This is a genomic window from Streptomyces sp. NPDC006259 (assembly GCF_042870975.1).
Taxonomy (GTDB): Bacteria; Actinomycetota; Actinomycetes; order Streptomycetales; family Streptomycetaceae; genus Streptomyces.
Genome location: NZ_JBIAHY010000010.1, coordinates 230,642 through 248,141, shown reverse-complemented (window position 1 = coordinate 248,141; position 17,500 = coordinate 230,642). Strand labels below are relative to the sequence as shown.

Genomic DNA, 17,500 nt, shown 5'->3' with positions numbered 1-17,500 from the left:
GTCACGCTCGCAGTCTCAGACCGCGGGGGGTCGCGACGAAGCCCGCTCCTTCCAGGAGGGCGCCGAAGGGGGAGGTCAGGGCCGAGGTGCCGTTGACCCGCTCCACGGTGACCGTGCCGAGCGAGCCCGCGCGGGCGGCCGCGGCCAGGGACTCCGCAGCCGCGGGCAGCCGGGGATCGTCGGCCGGGGTGTCGGTGTGGTCGGGCGCGCCGGGCCAGGCCAGCAGGGTCTTGCCGCCGCGCTCCATGTACAGGGTCAGCTCGCCGTCCACGAGCACCACGAGGGCGCCTGCCTTGCGGCCCGGTTTGTGTCCGGCGCCGGTCGGCGGTTCGGGCCAGGGCAGGGCGGCGCCGTACGCGTTCGCCGGGTCGGCCGCGGCGAGGACGACGGCTCGGGAGGCGGCGGACGGCATGCCGGACCGCCGGTCGGCGAAGCCCGGCCCGTACGGGGAACCGCTGCCGCCACGGGGGCCACCGGCACCGGGGCTCCCCAGGTCGCGCGCTGAGATCCAGTCGCCCGGCGCCGGCGCGGGCGGGAGATCGGGGGTGTTGTCGAGGCCGGGGAAGTCCCAGTCGATGTCGGCCGCCGGGAAGCCGCCGGGCGCGGCGAAGGGGTCGGGCGCGGCGGAGGCGCCGGACGCGGCCGAGGATTCGGCGGTGCCTGGCGCCGCGGGTGTGCCGAGCATGCTGTACGGGGCGTCCGGGCCCGGGAGCGCCTCGCCCCGGTCGCGGGCGTTGGCCACCGCGCGGACACGGTCCACGGCGCCGTCCATCGCGAACTGCGCGGCGCCGAGCCCTTCCACGACATAGCCGCGCCGGGCCTGACCGCTGTCCTCGAAGGCGGACAGGATCCGGTAGACCGCCGAGAAGCCGCCCTGCACGCCCTCGGCCGCGACCGCTCCCCTGGTCACCACGCCGTGCCGGTCGAGGAGCGTGCGGGCGACGGCGTGGGCGCGGACGGTCGGGTCCGGCTCGGGGGCCGGGAGGAGGGACCAGCGGCCGGCGACGGTCGGAGGACCGCTGCGGGAGGTCGGGCGCGCGGCGGCCGCCAGGGAGCCGTACCGCCCGCGGGGGACCGCGCGCTTGGCACGGTGGGCGGTGGAACCCGCCGTGCGGCCCGAGCCCAGCAGGGCGCGCATGGGCGCCAGCGTGTCGTTGGTGAGGCGGCCGGACCAGGCCAGGTCCCAGACGGTGTCGGCCAGTTGGGGATCGGTGGCCTCGGGATGGGTGGTGGCGCGGACCTGGTCGGCGATCTGGCGGAAGAACAGACCGTAGCCGCCGGAGAGGGTGTCCAGGACGGACTGGTGCAGTGCGGACAGCTCCAGCGGATGCGGTGCGGCCAGGAGCAGTGGCGCCGCGTCCGCCAGGTACAGGGAGACCCAGCCGTCCTTGCCGGGGAGTGCGCCCGCACCGGCCCAGAGGACCTCTCCGGCGGCGGTGAGTTCGTCGAGCATCGCCGGCGCGTAGCCCGTGACGCGGGAGGGAATGACGAGCTTCTCCAGGGCGGACGCGGGCACGGACGCGCCCTGGAGCTGTTCGATCGCGCGCACCAGGCCGTCTGCGCCGCGCAGGGAGTGGCCCTTGCCGATGTGCTGCCACTGGGGAAGGAACTGCGCGAGCGCGGCGGGCGGGACCGGTTCGAGTTCCTGCCGCAGGGCGGCCAGGGAACGCCGGCGCAGCCTGCGCAGGACGGTCGCGTCGCACCACTCCTGACCGATGCCCGCCGGGTGGAACTCACCCTGGACGACGCGGCCGCCCGCCGCGAGCCGCTGGAGGGCACCCTCGGTGACCGCGACGCCCAGACCGAAGCGGGCGGCGGCGCCGGCCGAGGTGAACGGGCCGTGGGTGCGGGCATGGCGGGCGAGGAGGTCGCCGAGCGGGTCCTTCACCGGTTCGGTGAAGGCCTCCGGGACGCCGACGGGAAGCGCGGTGCCCAGGGCGTCGCGCAGGCGTCCCGCGTCCTCGATCGCCGCCCAGTGGTCGGCGCCGGCGATGCGGACCTTGATGGCGCGGCGGGCCGCGGCCAGCTCCGGCGCCCAGTGCGGCTCGGCGCCCCGCTCGGCCAGTTCGGCGTCGGTCAGCGGGCCCAGCACGCGCAGGATGTCGGCGACGCCCTCGACGTCCTTCACCCTGCGGTCCTCGGCCAGCCACTGCAGTTCCCGCTCCAGTTCGGTGAGCACCTCGGCGTCGAGGAGTTCACGCAGCTCCGCCTGGCCGAGCAGCTCCGCCAGCAGCCTGGAGTCCAGGGACAGGGCGGCGGCGCGCCGCTCGGCGAGCGGGGAGTCGCCCTCGTAGAGGAACTGGGCGACGTAACCGAACAGGAGGGAGCGGGCGAAGGGGGACGGCTCCGGGGTGGTGACCTCGACCAGACGCACCCTGCGGGACTCGAGGTCACCCATCAGCTCCACGAGTCCGGGGACGTCGAAGACGTCCTGGAGGCACTCGCGGACCGCTTCCAGGACGATCGGGAACGAGCCGAACTCACTCGCCACCTGGAGCAGTTGGGAGGCGCGCTGGCGCTGCTGCCACAGCGGGGTGCGCTTGCCGGGGCTGCGGCGCGGCAGCAGCAGCGCGCGTGCGGCGCACTCGCGGAAGCGGGCCGCGAACAGGGCCGAGGCGCCCACCTGGTCGGTGACGACCTGGTCGACGTCGCCCTTGTCGAAGACGACGTCCGCCGCGCCGATGGGGGCCTTCTCGGCGTCGTACTCCGTGCCTGCCTTCGGCGGCTGGTCGAGCAGGTCCAGGCCCATGAGGTCGGCGTCCGGCAGACGCAGCACGATGCCGTCGTCGGCGTGCATCACCTGGGCGTCCATGCCGTACCGCTCGGAGAGCTTGGCGCCGAGCGCGAGGGCCCAGGGCGCGTGCACCTGCGCGCCGAACGGGGAGTGCACGACGACCCGCCAGTCGCCCAGCTCGTCGCGGAAGCGCTCCACGACGATCGTGCGGTCGTCGGGGACGTGTCCGCAGGCCTGGCGCTGTTCGTCCAGGTAGGACAGCAGATTGTCGGCGGCCCAGGCGTCCAGGCCCGCGGTGAGCAGGCGCAGCCGGGCGTCGTCCTTGGGGAGCGAGCCGACCTCCCGCAGGAACGCGCCGACCGCGCGGCCCAGTTCCAGCGGGCGGCCCAGCTGGTCGCCCTTCCAGAACGGCAGGCGGCCCGGCACGCCCGGAGCGGGCGAGACGAGGACACGGTCGCGGGTGATGTCCTCGATGCGCCAGGAACTGGTGCCCAGGGTGAAGACGTCGCCGACGCGGGACTCGTAGACCATCTCCTCGTCCAGCTCGCCGACCCGGCCGCCACCCTTCTTGGGGTCGGCGCCCGCGAGGAACACGCCGAAGAGGCCGCGGTCCGGGATGGTGCCGCCGGAGGTCACGGCGAGCCGCTGCGCGCCGGGACGGCCGGTGATCGTGCCGGCGACGCGGTCCCACACCACGCGCGGGCGCAGCTCGGCGAAGGCGTCCGACGGGTACCGGCCCGCGAGCATGTCCAGGACAGCCGTGAAGGCGGAGTCGGGGAGGGACGCGAAGGGGGCGGCGCGGCGGACGAGGGCGAGCAGGTCGTCCAGCTGCCAGGTGTCCATCGCGGTCATCGCGACGAGCTGCTGGGCCAGCACGTCCAGGGGGTTGGACGGAATCCTGAGGGACTCGATGGCGCCCGTACGCATGCGCTCGGTGACCACCGCCGCCTGGACCAGGTCGCCCCGGTACTTCGGGAAGACCACCCCGGTCGAGACGGCTCCCACCTGGTGGCCCGCGCGGCCCACGCGCTGGAGGCCGGAGGCCACGGAGGGCGGTGACTCGACCTGGATGACGAGGTCCACCGCGCCCATGTCGATGCCCAGCTCCAGGCTGGAGGTGGCGACCACCGCGGGCAGGCGGCCCGCCTTGAGGTCCTCCTCGACCAGGGCGCGCTGCTCCTTGGAGACCGAGCCGTGGTGGGCGCGCGCGATGACGGGCGGCGCGCCCTGGGCGGCCCCCGAGCCGCCCATCAGCTCCGCCGGGGCGTGGTGCTCGTCGAGGGGCTCTCCGGTGGCCCGCTCGTAGGCGATCTCGTTGAGCCGGTTGCACAGGCGCTCCGCCAGCCGGCGGGAGTTGGCGAAGACGATCGTGGAGCGGTGGGCCTGGACCAGGTCGGCGATGCGCTCCTCGACGTGCGGCCAGATCGACGGGCGCTCCGCGGCCTCGGAGCCCTCGGCGACCGGGGAGCCGCCCAGCTCCCCCAGGTCCTCGACCGGGACGACCACCGAGAGGTCGAACTCCTTGCCCGACTTCGGCTGCACGATCTCGACCTTGCGGTGCGGGGAGAGATAGCGGGCCACCTCGTCGACCGGGCGGACCGTGGCCGAGAGGCCGATGCGGCGGGCCGGCCTCGGCAGGAGTTCGTCCAGGCGCTCCAGGGAGAGGGCGAGATGGGCGCCGCGCTTGGTGCTCGCCACGGCGTGGACCTCGTCGAGGATCACCGTCTCGACGTTGGTCAGCGCGTCGCGGGTGGCCGACGTCAGCATCAGGAACAGGGACTCCGGGGTGGTGATCAGGATGTCCGGAGGGCGCGTGGACAGGGCGCGGCGCTCGGCGGGCGGCGTGTCTCCGGAGCGGATGCCGACCTTGACCTCGGGCTCGGGCAGGCCCAGGCGCACGGACTCCTGGCGGATGCCGGTGAGCGGGCTGCGGAGGTTGCGCTCCACGTCGACGGCCAGCGCCTTGAGCGGTGAGACGTACAGCACGCGGCAGCGCTTCTTCGGGTCGGCCGGCGGCGGCGTCGAGGCCAGCTGGTCCAGAGCGGCCAGGAACGCGGCCAGGGTCTTGCCGGAGCCGGTCGGCGCCACCACCAGCACGTCCGAGCCCTCGCCGATGGCCTGCCACGCGCCCGCCTGGGCCGCGGTGGGCGCGGAGAAGGCCCCCGTGAACCAGGCGCGGGTCGCGGGGGAGAAGCCGTCCAGGGCTCGGTGTGCGTTGCCGACCATGCGTCCATCCTGCACCCGAGCACTGACAAAGCGCCTGACCTGCTGCTTTGGCGAGCCCGTCGCGGGGCGGGGCCTCGGGTTCGCCGTCGTCGCGGAGAATGGGGGTGTGGCGGGAACTCGTGAGGTGGCGCGGCACTGGCAGTACCCGGAGCTGCCCGGTGTGGACCTGCTGCGCGCCCGGTACGTGCGGAAGAACTTCGTGCGGCACACCCACGAGCACTTCGTGATCGCCGGGATCGCGGAGGGGGTGGAGATCTTCCAGCACCGGGGCGGTGACCAGTACGCGGGGGCGGGGACGCTCGCTCTGGTCAATCCGGACACCCCGCACACCGGGCGGGCCGGGGTGCCCGAGGGCTGGCGGTACGGGGCGGTGTACCCGTCGCCCGAGCTGGTGGCGGGGATCGCCGCCGAGACGACGACCCTGCGAGGTACTCCGGGGTTCGTCAGCCCCGTGCTCGAGGATCCCTACGCCGTCGCACTCGTGCATCAGGTCCTCCGGGCCGCCGAAGAGGGCAACGCGCTCGCCGCCGACACGCTGCTACGGGTCGCCGTGACACGGCTGCTGCGCCTCAACGGCGGCGCCCTGCCCGCCCGGCAGGTGCCCACGGCCGGCACGCGGATGGCCGTACGCGCCCGTGCCGTCCTGGAGGAGCGGCTCGTCGATCCGCCCACCCTGGAGCGGCTCGCGGGCGACCTCGGTTCGAGCCCCTTCGCCCTGCTGCGGGCGTTCCGGAACACCTACGGGATGCCACCGCACACCTGGCTCACCGACGCGCGGGTCCGGCGGGCACGGCGACTCCTGGACGCGGGGACCGCCCCGGCTGAGGCCGCGGTCGCGGTGGGGTTCACCGACCAGTCGCACCTCAACCGTCACTTCGCCCGGATCGTCGGCGTCCCGCCGGGGGCGTACCAGCGGGAGCGCAAGAACGTACAAGACGGTCGGCGGCGGCAGCTCGTACCCTCCGACGGATGGCAGAACAGACAGCACTCGCAGACATAGGGGACGACCGGGGAGGAAGACCGGACTCCGCCGTCGTACGGGACGCCCTCGGAGTCGGGGTCGCCGTCGGACTCTCCGGCTTCGCCTTCGGGGTCACCTCGGCGGGCGGCGGGCTCACGGTGTGGCAGACCTGCGCGCTCAGCCTCCTGGTGTTCACCGGCGCGTCCCAGTTCGCGCTCGTGGGGGCGCTCGCGGCGGGCGGCAACCCGCTCACGGCGGCCGCCGGCGCCTTCTTCCTCGGTGTGCGCAACGCCTTCTACGGTCTGCGCCTGTCCCAGTTGCTGGCCCTCCCGCGCGCGGTGCGCCCGTTCGCCGCCCAGTGGGTGATCGACGAGACGACCGCCGTCTCGCTGGCGCAACGCGATCGACGAGGGGCGCGGATCGGCTTCGCCGTGACCGGGTTCACTCTGTACGTGCTGTGGAACCTCACCACACTGCTGGGAGCCCTCGGCGCGGAAGCCATCGGGGACACCGACGCGTGGGGGCTCGACGCGGCCGGACCAGCCGTCTTCCTCGCGCTGCTCGCGCCCATGCTGAAGACCGCCACCGAGCGGGCCGCCGCGGCGCTCGCGGTCCTGCTGGGACTCGGTCTGCTGCCCGCCCTGCCCAGCGGCGTGCCCGTCCTGGTGGCCGCTCTCGCCGCGCCACTCGCCCTGTGGGCCGAGGGCCGGCGCAAGGGCCGCGCGCGCGACGACGCGGGCGAGGACGAGGACGAGGAGCGGCGGTGAACGTCTGGATCGCGATCGCAGCGACCGCCCTCGGCTGCTACGTCGTCAAGCTCACCGGCCTGCTCGTGCCCGTGGGCGTACTCGAGCGGCCCCTCGTCCGGCGCCTCGCGGCCCTGCTCCCCGTCGCCCTGCTGGCCGCCCTCACGGCCCAGCAGACCTTCGCCGACGGGCAGAGCCTCGTGCTCGACGCCAAGGCCGCCGGGCTCGCCGCGGCCGCCGTGGCGCTCGTGCTGCGAGCCCCGTTCCTGCTCGTCGTGGCGGCGGCCGTGGCGGTCACGGCGGGGGCGCGGGCCGTGGGCGGGTGAGGGTGCCGGCCGGTGCCCGCTGAACGTCGGCCGGCCATGCCCCCGACGTGTCGGGTCAGCCGACGACGCGGCCGTACGACCTGAGGGTTGTCAGCGCTTCGATCGTCACCACGGGGCGCGACTCCCCTTCCGCGCCCGGCGCCCAGCGGTGCCACCGGATCGGCCAGCCGCCGTCCTCCTGCTGCGCGTCGGCGAGGAAGTCCAGGGCGCCCGCCATCTCGGCGTCGCTGAACCACGCGCGTGCGAGCGAGCCCGGGGTCTTCGCGTAGTCGTACGGGAAGTGGTGCTCGCCGGGCGCGTAGCCGGGGGCGACGGGGTACACGTGCTGGTCGGCCGGGTCGAGTACGGCGAGCCGCTGCTCGCGCACCAGGCGGCCCAGGCGGTCGGCGGCCGCCTCCGCGCGCGTGCGGTCCGGGGCGGAGTCGAGGAAGGCCACGGCGGCCTGGACCTCGTACGGATGGGTCGTCTCCAGGGCGTCGACCGCCTGCCAGCAGAAGTCCGTCGCCCTGAACAGCCAGGCGTGCCACACCTCGTTGCGGTGCAACAGGCCCACCACCGGCCCGGTGGCCAGGAGTTCGCTGGGCGGGTCGTCCACGATCGGGACGAAGGGGGCGGCGGGGTAGCCGCGCTGGCTGGGACGGACAACCGGGAGCGCCCCGTCGGCGGCGGAGACGGAGGTGAGGTAGCGGCACACCCGCTCCACGCGCTGCCCGCCGCAGCGGCCGATCGAGTCCAGGACGTGCAGGGCGCGCGCGGCGTGCAGGGGCTGGCTGACGGGGCCGCGGAGATCGGGTTCCAGCGCGTGGCCGTATCCGCCGTCCTCGTTGCGGTAGGCGTCGAGTGCCGTCTCGACGGGGTCGGCGGCGCCATGGAGGAAGTGGTGTGCGAAGAGACGCTGTTCCAGCACGCGCGCGGTGAGCCAGACGAAGTGCTCGGCGCGGAAGACCGGGGAGTGCGCCGGGGGCGTCGGGGGGAGTGGGGATGCTCCTGATTCGACCATGGATCAGACCGTAGGCCGGAAAGCGGTATCCGCAGGCGGTCCCGGCCTGGGCCACCCCCGGGCGCGGGATACTGGTGTCATGCGGTTGACGGTCTTCTGGCAGCGGATGGCGGAGCACTTCGGTTCGGGGTACGCCGAGACCTTCGCGCGCGATCACGTGATGACGGAACTCGGCGGGCGCACCGTGCAGGAGGCGCTGGCGGCCGGCTGGGACGCCAAGGACGTGTGGCGTGTGGTGTGCGCGGTGATGAACGTTCCGCGGGAGCGGCACTGATCCGAGGAGAAGATCGCACGCGGGTCACCGATTGTCGTCGGCGTGGGCGAGACTTGGTCCGTGGCACCCACTGACGAGACCGGGCACGTCGGCCCGCAGACACCCCCGACGCCGCCCAACCGGGCGCCGTCCGGCACCGACACCGCGCCGGACAACCGCATGCCGCGCTGGCTCCCACGCGCCATGGTGCTCGCACTCGCCCTGGTCGGCGCGTTCCAACTGGGCACCTGGGCCTTCCACCAGGTCATCGGCCTGCTGATCAACGTCCTCATCGCGTTCTTCCTGGCCCTGGCCGTCGAACCCGCGGTGAGCCGGATGGCCGCGCGCGGCATGCGCAGGGGGCTCGCCACCTTCCTCGTCTTCTTCGGCCTGCTGATCGTGTTCGCGGGTTTCTTCACGTTGCTCGGCTCGATGCTCGCGGGGCAGATCATCAAGATGATCGAGGACTTCCCGCAGTACCTCGACTCGGTGATCAACTGGGTCAACACCACGTTCGACACCGACCTCAGACGGGTCGACATCCAGGAGGGCCTGCTCCACTCCGACTGGCTGAGGAAGTACGCGCAGAACAGCGCGGCGGGCGTCCTGGACATCTCCACGCAGGTACTCGGCGGCCTCTTCCAGCTGTTGACGATCGCGTTGTTCTCGTTCTACTTCGCCGCCGACGGGCCGCGGCTGCGGCGTGCGTTGTGCTCGATCCTGCCGCCCGCCCGGCAGGCCGAGGTGCTGCGCGCGTGGGAGATCGCCGTCGACAAGACCGGCGGCTACCTCTACTCACGCGGTCTGATGGCCCTGATCTCCGGCGTGGCGCACTACGTACTGCTGCAGATCCTCGGCATCCCCTACGCGCCCGTGCTCGCCGTGTGGGTCGGCGTGGTCTCGCAGTTCATCCCGACCATCGGCACCTATCTCGCGGGCGCGCTCCCCATGCTGATCGCCTTCACGGTCGATCCCTGGTACGCGCTGTGGGTGCTGATCTTCGTCGTGGTCTACCAGCAGTTCGAGAACTACGTGCTGCAACCGAAGCTCACCTCGAAGACCGTCGACATCCACCCCGCCGTGGCCTTCGGCTCGGTCATCGCGGGCACCGCGCTCCTGGGGGCGGTCGGCGCGCTGATCTCCATTCCCGCGGTGGCCACGCTCCAGGCGTTCCTCGGCGCCTATGTGAAGCGCTACGACGTCACCGACGATCCCCGTGTGCAGGGCCACCGAGGGCGGGGCGAGGGTCCGAACCCGCTCACGCGCGCGCGGTGGCTGTGGACGAAGGCGCGGGAGCGGACAGCCCGGCCGGAGGAAGGGCCCCACTGACGCGGGGCCGCTCATGCAGGGGCGCTGACACTGGGGTCCTGCCGGTCCTGCCGGTCCCGGTGGTCCCGCTGGTCTCGTCGGTCCCGCTGGTCTCTTCGGTCCCGGTGGCCCCGGTGGTGCTGAGAGTCGCGGTGGTCCTGCCGGGTTTGGCAGCCCTGGCGGTCCTGGCGAGTCGGGGCGGTCCTGACGCAGGCGCTGCCGCCACGGGCCGGCCGAGCGAGGCGGGCCGTCGAGGGCCCCGAGAGATGCCTGCTGTCACGGCGCCGACGAGAGACGCTGCCGTCACGGGGCCGACGAGACACGCCTGCCGTCACGGGGCTGCCGTGAATGTCTGCCTGCCGTCATGGGTCGTCGGGACGAGGTCCCGAGCGGACCGGTCGCGCCGAGGCCGAAGCGGGGATCCGCGGTGTTGCGGATACGCGAACGTAGGCTCGGAAGTGCCGCGTGGTGCGCTTGACACAAAAATCGAACATCCATTCTGATGGAAGCTCCGGCGAGGCTCTCGGCGGATACTTCGTCCCGGTTTGACCGGGTAGGTGTCCGAGTTATCCACAGGCTGGACCAGCGTCGAGGCGCGTTGTCAGTGGCAGGCGTTAGCGTCTTTGACGTGAAGCGATCGACTCAAGCAAATCGGGTGGAACCCATGGCAGGTACCGACCGCGAGAAGGCCCTGGATGCCGCACTCGCACAGATTGAACGGCAATTCGGCAAGGGCGCGGTCATGCGCATGGGCGACCGGTCGCGGGAGCCCATCGAGGTCATCCCCACCGGGTCGACCGCGCTCGACGTCGCCCTCGGCGTCGGCGGACTGCCGCGCGGCCGCGTCATCGAGGTCTACGGACCGGAGTCCTCCGGCAAGACGACCCTGACCCTGCACGCCGTGGCGAACGCCCAGAAGGCCGGCGGCCAGGTCGCGTTCGTGGACGCGGAGCACGCCCTCGACCCCGAGTACGCGCAGAAGCTCGGCGTCGACATCGACAACCTGCTGCTGTCCCAGCCGGACAACGGCGAGCAGGCCCTGGAGATCGTGGACATGCTCGTCCGCTCCGGAGCCCTCGACCTGATCGTCATCGACTCCGTCGCCGCGCTCGTCCCGCGTGCGGAGATCGAGGGTGAGATGGGAGACAGCCACGTCGGTCTCCAGGCCCGTCTGATGAGCCAGGCCCTGCGGAAGATCACCAGCGCGCTCAACCAGTCCAAGACCACCGCCATCTTCATCAACCAGCTCCGCGAGAAGATCGGTGTGATGTTCGGCTCCCCGGAGACCACGACCGGCGGCCGGGCGTTGAAGTTCTACGCCTCGGTGCGGCTCGACATCCGGCGCATCGAGACGCTCAAGGACGGCACCGACGCGGTCGGCAACCGCACCCGCGTCAAGGTGGTCAAGAACAAGGTCGCGCCGCCCTTCAAGCAGGCCGAGTTCGACATCCTCTACGGGCATGGCATCAGCCGTGAAGGCGGCCTGATCGACATGGGCGTGGAGAACGGCTTCGTCCGCAAGGCCGGCGCCTGGTACACGTACGAGGGCGACCAGCTCGGCCAGGGCAAGGAGAACGCCCGGAACTTCCTCAAGGACAACCCCGACCTCGCCAACGAGATCGAGAGGAAGATCAAGGAGAAGCTGGGTGTGGGCGTGCGCCCCGAGCAGCCCGCCGAGGGCGCGGAGACGGATGCCGCGGCCGCGGTCGCCCTGGGCGCACCGGCGGACGACGCGGCCAAGACGGTTCCCGCTCCCGCCGCCAAGGCCGCCAAGACCAAGGCCGCGGCCGCCAAGAGCTGAGCCGACCGTGACACGACGAACGGACTGGGCCGAGTACGACGCCCACCCCGGCATCTCCCGCCAGTCGGGGATCGGGGACGGCCTGGCCCGGGACGGTGACGAACGGCCGGACAGCGGCTCGCAAGGGGACGACGGGTCGGCCGGCGCAGGCCGACCCCGTGGCCGCCGGGGACGCGGCGGCGAGGGCGGTTCACGAGGCGGACGCCGTCGGCGTGGCTTCGGAGAACCGTCCGCCGAGGACGAAGACACCTCTGCCTCGTCGAGGGCCGAGAAGGGGGAGTCTTCAGGGGACCCGGCTGAGCGGGCTCGGGCGATCTGCCTGCGCCTGCTCACCGGGACCCCGCGCACCCGCAAACAACTCGCCGACGCCCTGGGCAAGCGGGAGATCCCGGACGACGTGGCCGAGGAGGTGCTCTCGCGGTTCGAGGAGGTCGGGCTGATCAACGACGGCGCCTTCGCGGACGCCTGGGTGGAGTCCCGGCATCACGGCCGCGGACTTGCCCGGCGTGCCCTCGTACAGGAGCTGCGGACCAAGGGCGTCGATTCGACGCTGATCGACGAGGCCGTCGCCCAGCTCGACTCCGAGCGGGAGGAGGCGACCGCGCGTGAGCTGGTCGCCCGCAAGCTGCGCTCGACCCGCGGACTCGACCGTGACAAGCGGCTGCGGCGTCTCGCCGGAATGCTCGCGCGCAAGGGCTACCCCCAGGGCATGGCCCTGCGAGTGGTCCGGCAAGCGCTCGAGGAGGAGGGCGAGGACACGGAGTTCCTGGAGGACGGGGAGTTCTGATCCAGGACACGGAGTTCCGGGGGCCGGGGAGCAGTGACGGAGGGGCCGCGGCAGAAGTGGGTGCCGACCGGAGTCTCCTGCACGACGTGACCGGCGGGCATGGGGGAGTGCGGGAGTGGGGCCCACTGGTTCGACTCCGCAGCTCAACAGCTCGACAGCTCGACAGCTCGACAGCTCGACAGCTCGGCAGCTCGGCAGTTCCGCAGGTCCGGTTCCGGACACGGTGGACGCGGGAGGAGGCGTCGATCGCGTTCGGCCCGCCCACGGCCGTGCCTGGGAGGCTGCCGCCCTCACGCCGTACCGGCTGACGGAGGGGACGCCGCCCCGGGCCGCCGCCGGTGTCGGCGTCGGAGTCGACCGGATGGTGCGGGCGCACCAACCGTGACAACGGCGTCGGGCCGCACAGCGGACTCGCGGTGGGACGCGGCCAGGGAGGTGGCCGACATCGGGCGGCTGAACGCCCGGGACATCGACGCGCCGCGCCGATCGTGCAGGCCGTCGGCGTGGACCCCTCGCCCCGAACCTGCCCCGCCGGGCGACAGCTCAGTACGTCACCGGCAGCCCGGCCGTCCGCCACGCCTGGAACCCGCCGACCAGGTCGGTGGCCCGGTTCAGCCCCAACCGGTGCAGGGACGCGGCCGCCAGGCTCGACGCGTAGCCCTCGTTGCAGATCACGACGATCCGCAGGTCGTGACCGGTGGCCTCGGGGGCCCGGTGGCTGCCCTGGGGATCGAGCCGCCACTCCAGTTCGTTGCGCTCGACGACCAGGGCGCCGGGGATCAGCCCGTCCCGGTCGCGCAGGGCCGCGTACCGGATGTCCACGAGGAGTGCCTCACCCGCGCGGGCGGCCTCGTACGCCTCCCGTGCCTGCACGCGCGTGTACCCGGCCCGCACCCGGTCCAGCAACTCGTCCACGCCCACGGGCCGCCGGTCCCGCACCGGAGCGCCCTCGGCCACGTCGCCGCTCGTCGTGCCGCCGCTCACTGCCAGTCCTCGGGGCGCTCGACCTGCTCCAGGCGCAGCACCTGGCCCGTGCGGCTGTACCGCCGGATCCGCGGGAGGGGCGGGTAGTAGGCGTGCACGGAGATCGCGTGCTCCTCGCGGGACTCGTTGAGGACCTCGTGGACGTGGTGGCGTCCGAAGGCGCGGCCCTTGCCGGCCGTCAGAACGCGTTCCCGGTCGACGTCCTCCGACAGCTCCAGCGTCTTCCAGCCGTCCGTGGGCAGTCGCGCGGCCAGGGAGTTCTCCGTCAGCTCGCCGCGGGCCGTGAGGAAGGCGCCGACCGAGTCGGCGTGGTCGTGCCAGCCGGTGCCGGTGCCGGGCGGCCAGCCGATCAGCCAGGCCTCACTGCCGCCGGGTCCCTCCAGGCGCACCCAGGTGCGGCCTTCCGGGTCGAGCGGGAGTGAGGCGATCAGCGCGGTGTCGGCGGCGGTACGCCGTACGAAGTCGAGGAGGTCCGCCTGCGTGGGTGGGGCGGCGGGCGCGGACAGGGAGGAAGACACGGAGGGGGAGACAGACACGGGTACCGTCCTGAGGGCGTTCGCGGGAGCGCGCGGGTACGCGAGAGCACGTCGGCGGCGCGCGCCGGGGCAAGGGGATGCGAATTCAGCAGGACGGACGACACACGCAGCCCGCATAGCGGACGAGGTCCATATGGACCCTCCGCCACAGGCGCACACAGGTGTCGGTCACGATCCGGAGTAGACCATGCCTAGGTGCGCCGGTCAACCGACTGTCACCATGTGGACCACCGAAGTGACGGTGAGTGGGATCAGCCGGTCGTCGCACCGGACTCAAACGGCCACCGCCCGCTCACGGCGACCCTCGAACCGGCGGCCCTCGAACCGGTCCGCCGACGCACCCCGGCCGCCGGGAACGCACTCCGGCCCCCGGAACGCCCGCCGAGCCCCCGGTCACATCACCGAGGGCCGCCCCCGTCCGTCCTCACTTGGCCCCGGCCCTCGCTTCCGCCTCGGTCGCCGCCTCCACGGCTCCCCCCACCGTCGCCTCCGCCGCCGCGTACAGGTCGGCGGGGCGCACCCCGCTCAGCGCGGTGACCAGGTGGCCGTCGGGCCGGATCAGCAGGACGGTGTGGGCGGCCGCGCCCGGATAGCTCTCCGCGACCAGCAGTTCGGCCGGGCTCGGCAGCGCCGTCACCGCGGCGGCGAGCCGGGGCATGATGCCGGCGCCCACCCAGTGCCGGCGCTCCCAGACGCCGGTGCCCGGGGCGATCAGCAGGACGAGCAGTGCCCCGCGGCCCAGCCGGTCCCGCAGCCGTACGAAGGTGCCGTCCTCCGCGGTGACGCGGACGTCCGTGACCTGGACACCGGGAGGCGTGTCCACCGGCACCTCCCCCTCCAGGGGCCGGGGGGCGAGCGGGGAGCCGGCGTACGCGCCGGGCGCGCCCAGCTGACCGCGCCCCAGGTGACCGTCGGTGAGCAGCGCGTCGTGGGCGCGGGTGGCGCCGGGGACGTACGCCCTTATGCCCGGGCCGCCGCGCAGGGTCGGCAGGATCTGGTCGGCGGCGCGCAGCCGGGCGGCGACCACCGTGCGCCGCTCCGCCTGGTAGCTGTCGAGCAGGGCCTCGTGCGGTCCGTGGTGCCAGGCCAGGGACAGTTTCCAGGCGAGGTTGTCGGCGTCCCGCAGACCCTCGTCCAGCCCCTGGGTGCCCAGGGCGCCGAGGAGGTGGGCGGCGTCCCCGGCGAGGAAGACCCGCCCGGCGCGCCAACGGCGGGCCAACCGGTGGTGGACGGTGTGGACACCGGTGTCGAGCAGTTCGTAGGCCGGGAGCGTGCCGCCGCTCCAGCCCGCCAGGGTCTCGCGGACGCGGGCCACCAGCAGCTCGGGTGTGACGAGGTCCTTGCCGGGCGGCAGCAGCCAGTCCAGTCGCCAGACGCCGTCCGGCAGCGGACGTCCGGTGATCTCGCCGGCGGACGGACCGGACGTCCGCCACGGCGGCGTCCGATGGAGCAACGCCTCGTCGGCCCATGGAAGTTCCGTGCGCAGCGCGGCCACGGCGTGCCGCTCCACCGCCGTACGGCCGGGGAAGCGGATGTCGAGGAGTTTGCGGACCGTCGAGCGGGGGCCGTCGCAGCCCACCAGGTAGCTGCCGCGCCACCACGTGCCCTTGGGTCCGCGGGTGTGGGCGGTGACACCGGAAGGTTCCTGCTCGACGCCGTCCAGGCGGCTGTCCACGACGACGCGGACGAGCCGCTCGCCGGCCAGGGCCGTGCGCAGGGCGTCGGTCAGCACATGCTGGGCGAGGTGCAGTGGAGCCGGGTCGCCGTCGTCGAACGTGATCCGGTGTGTCACCTGCTTGCGCCGCATCGACCGCCAACCGGCCCAGTGGACGCCCGCCCCGGCGAGCGAGGCGCCGGTGAGCCGCTCCAGCAGGGCGGCGGTCTCCTCGCGGAGCACGACCGTGCGCGCGAGCCGCGGCTCGTCCTTGCCCGGCCCCTCGTCCAGGACGACGGAGGGCACCTCCTGACGTGCCAGTGCCAGGGCGAGCGTGAGCCCCACGGGCCCCGCTCCGACGATGATCACCGGGTCCACGGCGTGGCGCCCCCTGCCCGCGACGGTGTCCTGAGGGACGTGAGTGAAGAAGGGGTAGGGGCAGGATGCGCGATCACAGAACGTATGCAACCCATTGCCGCAGCTTGCGTCAAGTGACGGAGGCAGCGGCGCGCACGCCACTGCCTCCGTACAGGTCACGCCATATGAGTGAGGGTCAGACCGCCTGGCCCGTTCCGTAGCTGCCGGGGATCGCGGCGGGGTTGTCCTCGACGTCGTCCGGGGCGAGCACCGCGCCCGTGCCGCGCTTGCTGCGGCGCAGCCGGCCCTCCAGCCAGGAGGCGAAGGAGGTGAGGATGAAGTTGACGACGATGAAGATGAGCGCCACGACGATGAAGCTGGGGACGACGTTGGCGTAGTTCGCCGCGAGGGTGCTGCGGGCGTTGAGCAGCTCGGTGAATCCGAGCATCACGCCGCCGAGCGCGGTGTCCTTCACGATGACCACGAGCTGGCTGACGATCGCCGGCAGCATCGCCGTGACGGCCTGCGGCAGCAGGATGCTGGTCATCGTCTGGCCCTTGCGCAGACCGATCGCGAACGCCGCCTCCGTCTGTCCCTTGGGCAGGGCGAGGATGCCGGCCCGGACGACCTCCGCGAGGACCGAGGCGTTGTAGAGCACGAGGCCGGTGACGACCGCGTACAGGGGGCGGTCCTCGCTGGAGATGTCCGACGAGCGGACGTACAGCTCGTTGGCGAACAGCATCAGCAGCAGGACGGGGATGGCCCGGAAGAACTCGACGACCGCGCCGGCCGGGACGCGCACCCAGCGGTGGTCGGACATCCGCGAGATGCCGAGGAACGCGCCCAGGGGAAGGGCGATGACCATGGAGAGCGCCGCGGCCTTCATGGTGTCGGCGAGGCCCGGCAGCAGATAGGTCGTCCAGGCCTGGGACGTCGTGAACGGTTCCCACAGGGCCCATTCGAGCTGCTTCTTGTCGTCCATCTTCTGCCACACCCACCACAGGGCCAGGGCGAGCAGTACGAAGAAGACGACGGACAGAAGGACGTTGCGCCGTCTGGCGCGGGGCCCGGGGGCGTCGTAGAGGACCGAACTCATCGCTTCACCGCCAGTCGCTTGCCGAGCCAGCCGAGCAGCAGGCCGGTGGGAAGGGTCAGGACCACGAAGCCGAGGGCGAAGACCGCGCCGATGGCCAGCGTCTGGGCCTCGTTCTCGATCATTTCCTTCATCAGGAAGGCGGCTTCCGCCACACCGATGGCGGCCGCCACGGTGGTGTTCTTGGTCAGGGCGATCAGGACGTTGGTCAGCGGGCCGATGACCGAGCGGAACGCCTGCGGCAGGATGACGAGTCCCAGCGTCTGGCTGAAGCTCAGTCCGATGGCGCGTGCCGCCTCGGCCTGGCCGAGGGGCACGGTGTTGATGCCGGAACGGATCGACTCGCAGACGAAGGCCGCCGTATAGGCGGTCAGACCGAGCACCGCCAGGCGGAAGCCCTGGACATCGAAGTTGTCGGACGCGCCCATCGTCATACCGAAGATGTCGGCGAGGCCGAGCGAGGTGAAGACGATGATGACCGTCAGGGGGATGTTCCGGACGATGTTGACGTAGGCGGTGCCGAACCCGCGCATCAGCGGGACCGGGCTGACGCGCATCGCGGCCAGCATGGTGCCCCAGACCAGGGAGCCGACGGCGGAGAAGACGGTCAGTTTGACCGTCATCCAGAACGCCGCGAGGACGTCGTAGCCTTCAAGAAAGTCGAACACGATCTCCCGCGCTTCCGGGTGTGTGGGGTACGTGGAGGGCGTGGCGCGCCGCCCGCCGTGATCGCG

At 72.8% G+C, this 17,500-nt stretch carries 15 protein-coding genes; 7 read left to right on the top strand and 8 right to left on the bottom strand.

What is annotated here, in order from left to right:
• Position 1: 1 nt before the first annotated feature.
• The gene (locus ACFYO5_RS34150; RefSeq protein ID WP_388716435.1) at positions 2–4,960 is read right to left on the bottom strand and encodes an ATP-dependent helicase; all 4,959 of its coding nucleotides are present in this window, start codon (positions 4,958–4,960) and stop codon (positions 2–4) included.
• 106 nt (positions 4,961–5,066) lie between these two features.
• On the opposite strand from ACFYO5_RS34150, the gene ACFYO5_RS34145 reads away from it, so the two are divergent.
• From ACFYO5_RS34145 to ACFYO5_RS34135, 3 genes are read left to right on the top strand one after another with little or no spacing between them, the layout of a single operon-like run.
• Positions 5,067–5,960 carry an AraC family transcriptional regulator gene (locus ACFYO5_RS34145; protein ID WP_388716432.1) on the top strand — a complete coding sequence of 298 codons (894 nt, stop codon included), beginning with the start codon at positions 5,067–5,069 and terminating at the stop codon, positions 5,958–5,960.
• Positions 5,930–6,688 (top strand): AzlC family ABC transporter permease, encoded by a 759-nt coding sequence (locus ACFYO5_RS34140; RefSeq protein WP_388716429.1) that lies wholly within the window; start codon positions 5,930–5,932, stop codon positions 6,686–6,688. Before ACFYO5_RS34145 ends, ACFYO5_RS34140 begins: the two co-directional genes overlap by 31 nt.
• Positions 6,685–6,993 carry an AzlD domain-containing protein gene (locus ACFYO5_RS34135; RefSeq protein WP_388716426.1) on the top strand — a complete coding sequence of 103 codons (309 nt, stop codon included), beginning with the start codon at positions 6,685–6,687 and terminating at the stop codon, positions 6,991–6,993. The genes ACFYO5_RS34140 and ACFYO5_RS34135 overlap by 4 nt, the downstream gene beginning before the upstream one ends.
• 55 nt (positions 6,994–7,048) lie before the next feature.
• Here the strand turns inward: ACFYO5_RS34135 and ACFYO5_RS34130 are convergent, their stop codons facing one another.
• Positions 7,049–7,993, bottom strand: coding sequence for a hypothetical protein (locus ACFYO5_RS34130; RefSeq protein ID WP_388716423.1), 945 nt, complete (start codon positions 7,991–7,993; stop codon positions 7,049–7,051).
• Between the two features lie 79 nt (positions 7,994–8,072).
• Here ACFYO5_RS34130 and ACFYO5_RS34125 point away from each other — a divergent pair, with 79 nt between their 5' ends.
• The 4 genes from ACFYO5_RS34125 (at position 8,073) to recX (ending at position 12,142) form a co-directional block, all read left to right on the top strand.
• Complete coding sequence (locus ACFYO5_RS34125) at positions 8,073–8,267, top strand: DUF3046 domain-containing protein (protein WP_356566775.1); 195 nt, start codon at positions 8,073–8,075, stop codon at positions 8,265–8,267.
• 60 nt (positions 8,268–8,327) lie between these two features.
• A complete protein-coding gene (locus ACFYO5_RS34120; RefSeq protein WP_388716419.1) occupies positions 8,328–9,575 on the top strand; it encodes an AI-2E family transporter in 1,248 nt (415 codons plus the stop codon).
• Between the two features lie 643 nt (positions 9,576–10,218).
• Positions 10,219–11,355 carry a recombinase RecA gene (gene recA / locus ACFYO5_RS34115; protein WP_356566777.1) on the top strand — a complete coding sequence of 379 codons (1,137 nt, stop codon included), beginning with the start codon at positions 10,219–10,221 and terminating at the stop codon, positions 11,353–11,355.
• 7 nt (positions 11,356–11,362) lie between these two features.
• Positions 11,363–12,142 (top strand): recombination regulator RecX, encoded by a 780-nt coding sequence (gene recX / locus ACFYO5_RS34110; RefSeq protein ID WP_388716417.1) that lies wholly within the window; start codon positions 11,363–11,365, stop codon positions 12,140–12,142.
• Positions 12,143–12,685: 543 nt separating this feature from the next.
• Here recX and ACFYO5_RS34105 read toward each other — a convergent pair.
• The 6 genes from ACFYO5_RS34105 to ACFYO5_RS34080 all read right to left on the bottom strand — a co-directional run bounded on the left by ACFYO5_RS34105 (position 12,686) and on the right by ACFYO5_RS34080 (position 17,434).
• Positions 12,686–13,126: a rhodanese-like domain-containing protein gene (locus ACFYO5_RS34105; protein WP_388716414.1), complete on the bottom strand. Its 441-nt coding sequence runs from the start codon at positions 13,124–13,126 to the stop codon at positions 12,686–12,688.
• Positions 13,123–13,662, bottom strand: a complete 540-nt coding sequence (locus ACFYO5_RS34100) for a cysteine dioxygenase (RefSeq protein WP_388716411.1) — start codon at positions 13,660–13,662, stop codon at positions 13,123–13,125. The genes ACFYO5_RS34105 and ACFYO5_RS34100 overlap by 4 nt, the downstream gene beginning before the upstream one ends.
• Positions 13,663–13,747: 85 nt before the next feature.
• Positions 13,748–13,819, bottom strand: coding sequence for a putative leader peptide (locus tag ACFYO5_RS34095; protein ID WP_309544753.1), 72 nt, complete (start codon positions 13,817–13,819; stop codon positions 13,748–13,750).
• Positions 13,820–14,086: 267 nt separating this feature from the next.
• Positions 14,087–15,694, bottom strand: coding sequence for an FAD-dependent monooxygenase (locus tag ACFYO5_RS34090; RefSeq protein WP_388716408.1), 1,608 nt, complete (start codon positions 15,692–15,694; stop codon positions 14,087–14,089).
• A 175-nt stretch (positions 15,695–15,869) separates the two neighbouring features.
• Complete coding sequence (locus ACFYO5_RS34085) at positions 15,870–16,769, bottom strand: amino acid ABC transporter permease (protein ID WP_388716405.1); 900 nt, start codon at positions 16,767–16,769, stop codon at positions 15,870–15,872.
• Complete coding sequence (locus tag ACFYO5_RS34080) at positions 16,766–17,434, bottom strand: amino acid ABC transporter permease (protein ID WP_356566788.1); 669 nt, start codon at positions 17,432–17,434, stop codon at positions 16,766–16,768. The genes ACFYO5_RS34085 and ACFYO5_RS34080 overlap by 4 nt, the downstream gene beginning before the upstream one ends.
• Between the last annotated feature and the right edge of the window lie 66 nt (positions 17,435–17,500).

What these genes read in the sequence shown, in the direction of transcription:
- ACFYO5_RS34150 (WP_388716435.1), bottom strand. Translation starts at nt 4,960, where the DNA reads ATGGTCGGCAACGCACACCGAGCCCTGGACGGCTTCTCCCCCGCGACC.
- ACFYO5_RS34140 (WP_388716429.1), top strand. Translation starts at nt 5,930, where the DNA reads ATGGCAGAACAGACAGCACTCGCAGACATAGGGGACGACCGGGGAGGA.
- ACFYO5_RS34130 (WP_388716423.1), bottom strand. Translation starts at nt 7,993, where the DNA reads ATGGTCGAATCAGGAGCATCCCCACTCCCCCCGACGCCCCCGGCGCAC.
- ACFYO5_RS34125 (WP_356566775.1), top strand. Translation starts at nt 8,073, where the DNA reads ATGCGGTTGACGGTCTTCTGGCAGCGGATGGCGGAGCACTTCGGTTCG.
- recA (WP_356566777.1), top strand. Translation starts at nt 10,219, where the DNA reads ATGGCAGGTACCGACCGCGAGAAGGCCCTGGATGCCGCACTCGCACAG.
- ACFYO5_RS34085 (WP_388716405.1), bottom strand. Translation starts at nt 16,769, where the DNA reads ATGAGTTCGGTCCTCTACGACGCCCCCGGGCCCCGCGCCAGACGGCGC.